General features: G+C 65.1%; 8 protein-coding genes and 1 pseudogene. 3 read left to right on the top strand and 6 right to left on the bottom strand.

Translation table 11 applies throughout. The features are described from left to right. Positions 1-239 (top strand): annotated as a pseudogene (locus B7Z76_RS07285) (hypothetical protein); the annotation flags it as partial. A 62-nt stretch (positions 240-301) separates the two neighbouring features. Here the strand turns inward: B7Z76_RS07285 and B7Z76_RS07280 are convergent. The 6 genes from B7Z76_RS07280 to B7Z76_RS07255 form a co-directional block, all read right to left on the bottom strand. Further along, positions 302-2,167, bottom strand: coding sequence for a bifunctional diguanylate cyclase/phosphodiesterase (locus tag B7Z76_RS07280; RefSeq protein WP_291343041.1), 1,866 nt, complete (start codon positions 2,165-2,167; stop codon positions 302-304). Then, positions 2,164-2,733 carry a heme NO-binding domain-containing protein gene (locus B7Z76_RS07275; RefSeq protein ID WP_291343039.1) on the bottom strand — a complete coding sequence of 190 codons (570 nt, stop codon included), beginning with the start codon at positions 2,731-2,733 and terminating at the stop codon, positions 2,164-2,166. The genes B7Z76_RS07280 and B7Z76_RS07275 overlap by 4 nt, the downstream gene beginning before the upstream one ends. Positions 2,734-2,882: 149 nt before the next feature. After that, positions 2,883-3,167, bottom strand: a complete 285-nt coding sequence (locus B7Z76_RS07270; protein WP_236656179.1) for a hypothetical protein — start codon at positions 3,165-3,167, stop codon at positions 2,883-2,885. Between the two features lie 268 nt (positions 3,168-3,435). Continuing rightward, positions 3,436-5,073, bottom strand: coding sequence for a tetratricopeptide repeat protein (locus tag B7Z76_RS07265; RefSeq protein ID WP_291343036.1), 1,638 nt, complete (start codon positions 5,071-5,073; stop codon positions 3,436-3,438). A gap of 72 nt (positions 5,074-5,145) precedes the next feature. Continuing rightward, a complete protein-coding gene (locus tag B7Z76_RS07260; RefSeq protein WP_291343035.1) occupies positions 5,146-6,840 on the bottom strand; it encodes a lytic transglycosylase domain-containing protein in 1,695 nt (564 codons plus the stop codon). Between the two features lie 241 nt (positions 6,841-7,081). Further along, complete coding sequence (locus tag B7Z76_RS07255; RefSeq protein WP_291343033.1) at positions 7,082-7,963, bottom strand: uracil-DNA glycosylase family protein; 882 nt, start codon at positions 7,961-7,963, stop codon at positions 7,082-7,084. An 81-nt stretch (positions 7,964-8,044) separates the two neighbouring features. Here B7Z76_RS07255 and B7Z76_RS07250 point away from each other — a divergent pair, with 81 nt between their 5' ends. Next, on the top strand, positions 8,045-9,679 hold the full coding sequence (locus tag B7Z76_RS07250; RefSeq protein WP_174502163.1) for an electron transfer flavoprotein-ubiquinone oxidoreductase: 1,635 nt from the start codon (positions 8,045-8,047) through the stop codon (positions 9,677-9,679). 2 nt (positions 9,680-9,681) lie between these two features. Continuing rightward, positions 9,682-10,413 (top strand): 4-hydroxy-tetrahydrodipicolinate reductase, encoded by a 732-nt coding sequence (gene dapB / locus B7Z76_RS07245; protein ID WP_291343030.1) that lies wholly within the window; start codon positions 9,682-9,684, stop codon positions 10,411-10,413. Positions 10,414-10,484: the final 71 nt, after the last annotated feature.

The following is a 10,484-nucleotide window of genomic DNA, read 5'->3' as shown; positions in this document are numbered from 1 at the left end:
TGTTCAAGGCCGAGGTCATCCACCCTCGTGGCCCTTGGCGGAATGCAGAAGCAGTGGAATTCGCCACACTCGAATGGGTGGACTGGTTCAACAACCGCCGCCTCCTCGAGCCCATTGGCAATATTCCACCCGCTGAGGCCGAGGCGAGATACTATGAACAACTGAACGAGCTGGCTATGGTCGCCTCAGTCAAACAAAATGGCCTCCGGGATTCCCGGCGCGGTTCAGACCACTCATAGGCTGATGCTCAAATTGTCGGTATGATAGAGCACTTGCCGATCTTGCCTGATCGGGTGATCTTTCAGCCGATTTGCAGCGGGCTCTCCATGCTCGGCGATAAGCACGCGTTGAGACCTACGATTTCATCGAACTGTGCCATGGGCGCAGGGCGGCCGATCAGATAGCCCTGCAACAGTGCGCAGCCTGCCGTGCGGAGCATCTCCGCTTGCGCCGGAGTTTCCACACCCTCGGCAACAACCGACAAATCGAGTGCCCGGCCAAGTCCCAAGACCGCCAGCACGATCGCCTCCGCCTCATCCACGCGGCCAAGATCGGACACGAAAGAACGATCGAGCTTGATCTTGTCGAAGGGGAACATTCGAAGCGTTGCCAGCGATGAATATCCCGTTCCGAAATCATCCAGCGATATCGTTACCCCCAGAGCCCTGATGCGGGCCAGGACGTCGGTCGCGGCGCGGGCATCGGCGAGCAGCAGGGATTCGGTGACTTCGAGTTCGAGCCGCGCGGGGGCCAGCCCGGTTTCGGCAAGCACCGCGGCGACCAGTTCCGGCAACTGGCCGTGCTGGATCTGGACAACCGATATATTGACCGCAACGCGCAGCGGAGCGCGCCATCCCGCGGCTTCGCGGCATGCCTCCCGCAGCACGAAACTGCCGATCTCGATGATCGATCCGGTTTCTTCGGCGACGGGAATGAACGCTGCCGGCGACACGTCCTTCTCGTTCCGCCGCCAGCGCGCCAGCGCCTCGAAGCCGACAATACTGCCAGAGGCGATGTCGAGCTGTGGTTGATACTGCACCGAGATTTCATTCCGGTCGCAGGCGCCACGCAAATCCGCTTCCATCCTGCGGAGGGCGAGCTGGGCGTCGTTGATCTGGGTGTTGAAGAATGCAAACCCGTTTCGGCTGGCCGATTTAACCTGGTAGAGTGCCATATCAGCGTGTGAGAGAAGGGCTTCGGCGGTCTCCCCATCATCAGGCGCCAGGGCGATGCCGATCGACACGGTCGTCGAGACGGCAGGCACCTCGCTCGTGGAGAGCCTTGCACTGACCGCGCCGATCAGTCGCTCGGCCAGGCGACTGGCATCCCCCGCACTGGTGATGCCGTTTTGCACGACAACGAACTCATCGCCGCCGCTCCGCGCGATCACGTCGTTTTCGCGCACTTCCCCGCGCAGGCAGGCCGCGAGATCAATCAGCAACTTGTCGCCGGTGGTATGCCCGTAGAGATCATTCACCGTCTTGAAACGGTCGATATCGATCACGTGGACCGCGAATTTCAACGTCTCCACACGGGCAGCAGCGAGCGTCGTGTCAAGATACGAGATCAGCCGCCGGCGATTGGCAAGGCCCGTCAGCGGGTCGTGTTCGACAAGATAGCGAATCTGTTCGGCAGCACGCCGGCTCTCGGAGATGTCCTTGGTAATTACGAGGTAGCCGCTCCCCTCGTCATCTTCGCTCACGGCCGTGACTTCGGTGCAGAACCATGTTCCCGCTGCACTGCCTGGCCATTCGACCGCACCGCCCGATCCGCCGAAAAGCTTGGCCACCGCTTCGTGGTAGTCGCTATCCACCCTGCCGAGAAACCATTCGATTCCGCGCAGCGTCTCGCCCTCATGTTCCGGCAGGCCACGAACCTGACCGATCGGCACAATCTCGCCCGCGGGAAGCGTCATCCGCCAGGCCTCGAGCTTTGCAACACGCTGCACATTGTCGAGCGCGTCGGCATTATCCTTGCTGCGTTCCACCGCACGCTGAGCGGTTTCGAGCATAAAATTCGTCAGCAAGGACAGTTTCTGGACCGTCAGGTCCGTACTTTCGGTGCGGAGTCGCAACGACAGATCCCCGGTGATGACGCCGCACATTGCCTGGCAGAGCGCCTCGATCGCCTGACGATCGACAGGGTCTCCGCCGCCTGCGATGTTCATGCGATACCGGTCGCCTGTTTCGGTTTGAGCCTCACCTCGATGACGGACGTGCTTGAGGCGGTACTGCCTTCGATGAAGCTGATCTCGGCAACCTCGCCCCGGCGCGCGGCAAGATTGCGGGCGAGGGAACAGTAGAAATAAGCCAGCCGGTTCGAAGATCGGTAATGCATCCGGATCCCGTCCGGCAACGCCACGGCCCTGAATTTCTCGGCCACCTTCCGCTGTTCGTTAGAGCGCAGTCCGCAGGCCAGGCTGCTATGGATGTCCGGCTGCAACATCAGGAAGTTCCGTGTGTCCGGTGCCACGGCGAAGAAGCCGGGGAAAGTCTGTTCCGCCCAGTCGAGGAAGAAGTCGGCGATCTCGTCGAACGCCGTCTCTGTATCGCAGCCGGTTATGTCGGCGATTGCGGCGACCAGCGCGCAGCATTCCGCATCGTCATATTCGGTATCGAGACGGAATTGCTGCTCGCTCTGAAAGCCCGCCCGCAGCAGGATCGCCATTCGTGTCTCCGCCGTTACGCGGCGTTTGAGATACTGGTCGATGGTATGGGGGATGATCCCGAGCATGATGATTATAACTCTTTACATAAAATGTTTGATATTTAATTACCGGATTGATCATCGCTTACGTCATGATTCCATGACGGTACGCGGCCTGCCGATCTTCGGGCGGCCGCCTTACCCGGTCAGACGACCCCATCCGATCGGATGATGCTCTAACAGACGGAACCGGTCGCGCGGTAAGACTGCACGAGACCGTGGACGATGCGGAAATTGATCACACAGGTATTTTTGTAGGTCTGTGGCGGAACGGTTGGCGGGATGCCGCCAATTGCCGGCCGCTGATCCACGAAAGCGGGTCCGCCGGTCCAGCCCGGCACTGAATAGGTGATTGTGTGCCTGTACTGATCGTGGACAACGTCGCCGTTCACGCTGCGCCGGTCGGGCACACCGAGGGCTCTGACCAGGGCCGTTTCCGGCTTGCCGATGAAGTCCTGCATCTTCCTCGCGAGCCGGGGACCGGCGCATCCGGTCAATGCGAGGCATGACAGGCCCAAGAGCGATGAAGCGACCAGGGTTTTCCGGGTTTGCATGCTTGTGCACCTCTCCCTTCGTGATGGTCGTGGCACCCTCATGCTCTCAAATGGATATGCCCGGTCGCGCCGAAAGACCCGGTTGCCGGATCGCTCACGAATTTTTGCAGGATCGGATATCCCGGACCGGCAGCGGCGCCGGTCGCGCGCCGTGGCGGGGCGAGTGGCCGGCGGATCAGCCGCGAAGGGCGGCCAGCACCGCGTCGATCGGCCTGGACCAATCCCCAAGCGTTTGCTGCCGATGCAGCCTGATCGAGCTGTACCACGGCGTGTCGGATCGGCCGAGCAGCCAGCGCCAGTCGCACGAGGCTGAGAGGAGCACATGGCAAGGTTTGCCCATGGCCCCGGCAAGATGGGCAACCGAGGTATCGACCGTTACCAGCCCGTCGAGATGGTGCAGGATTCCGGCCGTCGCACCGAAATCGTCCATCTCGCCCGCCATGCTTGGCACGTCGTATTCGCCCTGTCGTGCGCCGAGCTGAAGGGCGATGAACCGGAGACCCGGGCTTTCGATCAGCGGCGCCAATACGCCCGTCGGCAGCGAGCGCCGACGATCGTTGTTGTGTCCCGGATTGCCCGCCCAGACCAGACCAAACAGCCGCGTGCCGGCAGGGCGCGCAAGATCGGCAAACCGCTCCACTGCTGCGGGTGGTGCGGCGAGATAGCCGCCCGCTGCCGGAATCGTCTCCGGCGTCAGCCGCAGCACATGCGGCAGGCTCATCTGGTCGATCGCGCAATCAACGTCCGCGGGCGCTGGATCTTCCAGCCGGCAAAGCCCGACTCCGAGCCCCGCGAAGAGCGGGAACAGCGTGGCCTGGCATGCGAGCGTCACGCGTCGTGCCTCGGCGATCAGACGAGGCAGGAACCGCGCGAACATGATGGTGTCGCCCAGCCCCTGCTCGGCGCGAACCAGCAGATGACGGCCTGCCAGATCGTCGCCGGTCCATACCGGGGCGGGCAGGTGGTCGAAATGCGGGCCGTAGATCGGATGGCGCTTGCGCCACTCATAGGCTTCAAACCCGGTGGCAAAATCGCCTGCCAGCAAGGCCGCGACGCCGCGATTCCATTGCGCGACGGCAAAATCCGGGTCGAGCGCGATGGCGCGGTCGCACAGCGCTATCGCTTCCGCGGTATCACCTTGGATCGTCCGCTGCACGGCAAGACTTGCCAGGGCCTCCCGCAGGTTGGGATCGATGGCGAGTGCTGCGCGCAAATCCGCCTCGGCCTGCTCGATGCGGTCGAGCCCGACAAGCGCGTTGCCGCGGTTGAGCAGTGCCCCGGCGTGGCGCGGTTCGGCGGCCAGAACCTGGGTGAACAGGCTGATCGCGGTGTCGGTCTTGCCCAGCGCTGAAAGGGCGGAGCCAAGGGTGAACCGTGCATGGTTGCACGTCGAATCGAGAATCAGCGCAAGCGCTGCGTGTCGTGTCGCCGCAGCGTTGTCGGCATGGGCGAGATAGGCCGCAGCGAGCCCGGCCTGCGCCGGCGCGAAATCCTGTCGCAGCCTTGTCGCCTCGGAATAGGCGGCGATGGCGCCGGCGGAATCCCCGCGCTCGATCCTGATCGCGCCAGCGACCATCCACCCTTCGGCAAGACCGGGCATGGCAGTGCAGGCCGCGACCGCATCCCGCTCGGCATCATCGAGCGCCCCGAGCGACCATAGCGAGAGGGCCCGGTTCGCCAGTGCTGCAGGAAAACCGGGCATGGCTTCGAGCACACCGGTGAAGCACCGTGCCGCCGCGGAATAATCGCCATTGCCATGGGCGGAGAGCCCGGCCGCGAAAAGCGCTTCCGGACCGTCGGCGGCTGCGGTCATGTTCTGATCCATGACCGTAACCTATCGGGAGAAGCTTAATGAAGCCTTACAAGGCCGTTTTGCGCGTCCGGTTCAACGTTCAGCGATTGCCGCCATGGCATCCTGCAACCGGGGAACGTGCCCCTCGGCCAGCGCCGTCAGGCTTGCGGGTACGTTGCCGATCTGCTCGCCATAGATCCAGCTGTCGGTCAGAACCTGCCGCACGAACCGGCGCGTGGTGGCGTTCGGGATCGATTCGACGAAGATCAGAGGATCGCCGCCATCCCTGATCGTTCGTGCCCATTTCGTGGCGGCCACCGGCCCGGCATTGTAGCTGGCCAGAATGCGCAGCAAATCGCCGTTCACGTCAGGCTGGGCGCCGAGATATTGCAGATAGGATTGGCCGAGCGCCAGATTGGCTGCCGGGCTCTCCAGGTTGCCGGCGATGTCGTAGCGCTGCGCCATCGCTCTCGCGGTTGCCGGCATCAGCTGCATCAGCCCGCGCGCGCCGACCGAGGACACGGCACGAGGATTGAAGCCGGATTCAGTGCGCGCCAGCGCGTAGACCAGGGCGGGGTCGACCCTGAAACCACCCGCGGGGTGCAGCGCCGGCAAGGGCAAGGTGACACCCGCAATCTCGTTGCCGGGCAGGGTCCGCACCAGGGTTACGGCGACATCGACCAGTCCCGCCCGCGCCGCGACGCGCAGCACGGCCCGACCCAGATTGGGATCAGCCTTGATTTGCGGCCAGAGGCTGCGCAGGGCGAGGGCGGCATCGGCGGTACGGCCGACCTGCAGCAGCGCGAAGGCCAGCGAGCCCTCGGGCTGCGCGGCTACCGCCTCGACATCCGCTTCCGACAGGCTGGCGGTCAGGCTGGCCAGACCGAGTTCGCGGCCCAGAAGCCGTCCCGCGAGCATGCCGTAGAACGTGCCCTGGTTGTTCGCGGCCTTGCCAAGGCTGGCGATGTAGGCATCAGGCTGGCCAAGCCGCAATGCGGCGCGCGCGGCCCAGAAGGCGCCGGCGGCGTGTTCCTCCGGATTCGCCTTCACGGCGTCGGCAGCCTGTTCGAAATGGGTTCTGGCCTCGGCGAGCCGGTTCAGTTGCCAGGCGGCCAGTCCGGCGATGAAATCCGGTGCCCAGACGTGATTTCCGCCTTCCTTCGCGGCGTCAGCGGCGATCTCCAGGGCCTGTGCATTGGCCCCACGCTCGAAAAGGTGCCGCGCGACGATCGCCCGCAACGCAGCGCCCGTCTCGGGAGAAACGTGATTGTCATTCCGGATCAGGTCGATGGCGCGGCTGGTCTGCCCCGCGCTGCTCAGCCGCCGGACCAGATCGGCCAGTCGTGCGGGCAGGTGCCTGCCGCCCTGCGGCGGGGTCGCCGCGCCGCTTGCCGCGAGGCCCGGCTCAGGCAGATATCGGACATCTGCCGCCGGTATCGTTGCGCCGCGCGGCAGCCGTGAGGCGAGCAGGCTCCTGATCCGCCCGGTGCCCGGCTGGCCGCCATATTTCCGCAGCCAGGCTTCGAGTTCCGGCGGCGTCGAATGATGATGCGGTCCGAGATAGCGCTGCGCCAGCACCTGCCCCATCAACACCTTGTCGCCCAGGCGCTGGATGAGTGCTGCCGCTTCCGCCATCCTGCCGGCCGCCTGGTCGGCGAAGATGCGCCGGTACAGCGCAACATCGCTCGGCGCCAGCGGACGGGCGAGCACCACCTCGTCGCCATTTGCCGGCGCCGATCGCGGGATCGCATAGGCTACTGATTCCGGGTGCGCTGCGGCACCCTGCATGTCGGTCGAAGGCCCCCTGTGCCCAGCCGGCGCCGCGTGAGCGGCGGTTATTCCGGTGGACAGCGCCGCGGTGACGATACACGCCCGGGCGACGCTTAGGCGGGAGAGCTTTTTAACGGCTCCTCGCATGACCGTTTGGCTACAACCCAACTTAGCGGCTGGGCAAGCTCTCCGAGAGGTTGAGAATCTCAAAAAAAACGCAAAGTCCCAGAATTGCTGGGGTTTCGTTGCGCTCTGGATTTCAACTTTTCGTGATTGACTGCGAAAATATCATGTTTGAATCGTCGTAGGCGCATGACTCAACACATTCGCGCCGCAATTCGAGCAGATCTGTCCAGGCCAGCCGCTTCGCATCCGGTTGCCGCAGCAGGAACGCGGGATGATAGGTCGGCAGGACACGCAATCCGCCCTCCATCCCGGGGATCTCGATCTCGCGCCATTTGCCGCGCAGCCGGGTAATCCCGTCCTTGCCGCCGATCAGCGCGCGCACGGCCACGGCGCCGAGCAGGACCAGGCGCGCCGGGCGCACGAGCGCGATATGCCGGTGCAGGAACGGCAGACACTGGGAGATTTCCGTATCGGATGGCGTCCGGTTTCCCGGCGGTCGCCAGGGCACGACGTTGACGATCCGCACCTTGCCCCGGTCGAGGCCGATGCTTTCCATCATCCGGTCAAGCAACTGGCCCGCAGGGCCGACGAACGGCCGGCCGATGCGATCCTCCTCGGCGCCAGGCGCCTCGCCGATGAACATGATCCGCGCATCCGCGGCGCCGTCGGCGAAAACGAGCTGGGTTGCCGTGCGTTTGAGCGCGCAGTGATCGAAGCGTTCGAGCGCGTCGCGCAGCGCGGCGAGCGTGGTCGCGGCGCTGGGATCGGCTCCAGGATCGGAATTCTGATCGGCATTCTGATCGCCGCCCGGCGGGGCAGGGGGGAGGGATGTTGCAGATGGCGCGATCGTGCGCGGTGCGGCTGCGGGCATGTCCCGGCGGCGCGGCGGTGCGGCGGCGTGGTCGGCCGGGGTTTCCAGCAACGCCTCGTCCGCCCCCCATTCCGCCTGCAGCGCGAGCGCCGCGAGCAATGCGGCGCGCGTATCTCCCGTCATGTTTCCGCCCTGTGCGTCCATCACCCGATTTGCGCCCGAGGCCGGGCTTTGCGCAATGCCCCGCGCTTCCCTATACGTTAATCGAAGCGCAGGAGAACTCACATGTCAGACGAAGTGCCGCCCCGGGAATCAATGGAATTCGACGTCGTCGTGGTCGGCGCCGGCCCGGCCGGCCTTTCGGCGGCGATCCGGCTCAAACAGCTCGATCCGGAGATATCGGTCTGCGTCGTTGAAAAAGGCGGCGAGGTGGGCGCGCATATCCTCTCCGGCTGCGTGCTGGAGCCGCGCGCCATGGCGGAACTCCTGCCCGATGCCGATATCGGCGCGATCGAGTTCTCGGCGAAGGCGGGCGAGGATCGTTTCCTGTTCCTCACCGAATCCGGCAGCCACCGCATGCCGACGCCGCCGCAGATGAACAATCACGGCAATTTCGTTGTCAGTCTCGGCAATGTCGTCCGCTTCCTTGGCGCGAAGGCTGAGGAGCTCGGCGTCGAGATCTATCCCGGCTTCGCCGCGGCGGAACTGCTGGTCGAGGATGGCCGCGTCGTCGGCATCGCCACCGGCGACATGGGAATCGGCAAGGACGGCCAGCCGACCGCGCAATACCAGCGGGGGATGGAACTGCGCGCACTATATACTGTATTCGCCGAGGGGTGCCGCGGTTCGCTCGGCAAGCAGCTGATGTCCCGCTTCGGCCTGCGCGACGGGATCGATCCGCAGACCTATGGCATCGGCATCAAGGAACTCTGGGAAGTGCCGGCGGAGCACCACAATCCCGGCATGGTCATGCATACGATCGGCTGGCCGCTCGATATGAAAACCTATGGCGGCTCGTTCCTCTACCATCTGGGCGGCAACCTGATGGCCTATGGTTTCGTGGTCGGGCTCGATTACGAGAACCCCTACCTCTCGCCGTTCGAGGAAATGCAGCGCTTCAAGACCCACAAGGCGATCCGCCCGTATTTCGAGGGTGCGAAGCGCATCGCCTACGGCGCGCGGGCGCTGAACGAGGGCGGTGTCCAGTCGATCCCCAAGCTCGCCTTTCCCGGCGGCGTGCTGGTCGGCTGCGAGGCGGGCTTCCTCAACGTGCCCAAGATCAAGGGCACACATACCGCGATGAAATCCGGCATGCTCGCCGCCGAGACAATCGCCGAGGCGCTGGCCGGCAGCCGCCCCGCCACTCTCGACGCCTTCCCCGAGAAAGTACGCGCCTCCTGGCTCTGGCCCGAGCTTGAGGCGGTGCGCAACATCCGCCCCGGCTTCGCGAAATTCGGCATGTGGGGCGGGCTGATCAACGCCGCCTTCGAAACCTACGTCACCCGTGGCAAGTCGCCTTGGACGCTGCGCAACCACGCCGACAACACCACGCTGAAACCCGCTCGCAACGCCGCGCCCATCGCCTATCCGAAGCCCGACGGCGCGCTCACCTTCGACCGGCTGAGCTCGGTGTTCATGTCGAACACCAATCACGAGGAAAACCAGCCCGCGCATCTCACCCTGATCGATCCGGCGAAGGCAATCGCGGTGAACTGGGCCGAATATCGCAGTCCGGAGACGCGCTACTGCCCGGCCGGCGTCTATGAGATCGTCGGCGCCGAGGCGGGCGATCCGAAGCTTCAGATCAACGCGCAGAACTGCGTGCACTGCAAGACCTGCGACATCAAGGACCCGACGCAGAACATCAACTGGGTGGTGCCCGAAGGCGCCGGCGGCCCGGCCTATCCGGGCGGGATGTGAGCATGACCCGGATCGGCATTGCCGGCATCACCGGCCGGATGGGCAAGCTGCTCGCCGAGGCCGTGCCGTTGGCCGGCGCCACGCTGGCCGGGGGCATCGGCCGCGATGGCGATCTCGACGCACTTGCACGCGAAAGCGATGTGGTGATCGACTTCACCCTGGCCGCCACGGTCAGCCGCCATGCCAGCATCCTCGCCGCATGTGGCACGCCCTGGGTGCTCGGCACCACCGGCTTCGATCCAGCCGCCGAGGCCGACATTGCTGCCGCGGCGGCGCGAATCCCGGTTTTCCAGGCGGCGAATTTCGCGCCGGGCGTGAACCTCGTGATCGCGCTTGCCGAGCGCCTCGGCGCCGCGCTTGCCGCAGAGACCCACGACGCCGAAATCCTCGAAATGCATCATCGCCAGAAGATCGATGCGCCCTCCGGCACCGCGCTGGCGATCGGCGCCGCAGTGGCGCGGGGCAGGGGAGTTGATCTCGACGCCGTCAAGGACTCCGGACGCGACGGCCATACCGGCCCGCGCGAGACTGGTGCCATCGGCTTCGCCGCCCTGCGCGGCGGGCAGATCGTCGGCAGCCATAGTGCGATCTTCACCAGCGCCGTCGAGCAGATCACGCTGACCCATCACGCGCTCGACCGGCGGATTTTCGCCGAAGGGGCGGTCCGCGCCGCGCTTTGGCTGGCCGGGCGCGCGCCGGGGCGCTACGGCATGCGCGACCTGCTCGGCCTCTAGCGGCGCGGCTCCTTGTCTTGACCCCCGGGCGGGATTGCGTCATCCCCCGCTTCGCTCCGGCATTCCGCCGG

The sequence above is a fragment of the Acidiphilium sp. 20-67-58 genome, from assembly GCF_002255515.1.
In the GTDB taxonomy this organism is placed as follows: domain Bacteria; phylum Pseudomonadota; class Alphaproteobacteria; order Acetobacterales; family Acetobacteraceae; genus Acidiphilium.
Note: the sequence above shows the minus strand (reverse complement) of the source record. Positions and strands in the feature narration are given on the sequence as shown.

Bases quoted from the DNA above. Each gene is read 5' to 3' on its own strand.
- B7Z76_RS07280 (WP_291343041.1), bottom strand. From the start codon at position 2,167: ATGAACATCGCAGGCGGCGGAGACCCTGTCGATCGTCAGGCGATCGAG.
- B7Z76_RS07275 (WP_291343039.1), bottom strand. From the start codon at position 2,733: ATGCTCGGGATCATCCCCCATACCATCGACCAGTATCTCAAACGCCGC.
- B7Z76_RS07270 (WP_236656179.1), bottom strand. From the start codon at position 3,167: ATGCAGGACTTCATCGGCAAGCCGGAAACGGCCCTGGTCAGAGCCCTC.
- B7Z76_RS07265 (WP_291343036.1), bottom strand. From the start codon at position 5,073: ATGACCGCAGCCGCCGACGGTCCGGAAGCGCTTTTCGCGGCCGGGCTC.
- B7Z76_RS07260 (WP_291343035.1), bottom strand. From the start codon at position 6,840: ATGCAGGGTGCCGCAGCGCACCCGGAATCAGTAGCCTATGCGATCCCG.
- B7Z76_RS07255 (WP_291343033.1), bottom strand. From the start codon at position 7,963: ATGGACGCACAGGGCGGAAACATGACGGGAGATACGCGCGCCGCATTG.
- B7Z76_RS07250 (WP_174502163.1), top strand. From the start codon at position 8,045: ATGTCAGACGAAGTGCCGCCCCGGGAATCAATGGAATTCGACGTCGTC.
- dapB (WP_291343030.1), top strand. From the start codon at position 9,682: ATGACCCGGATCGGCATTGCCGGCATCACCGGCCGGATGGGCAAGCTG.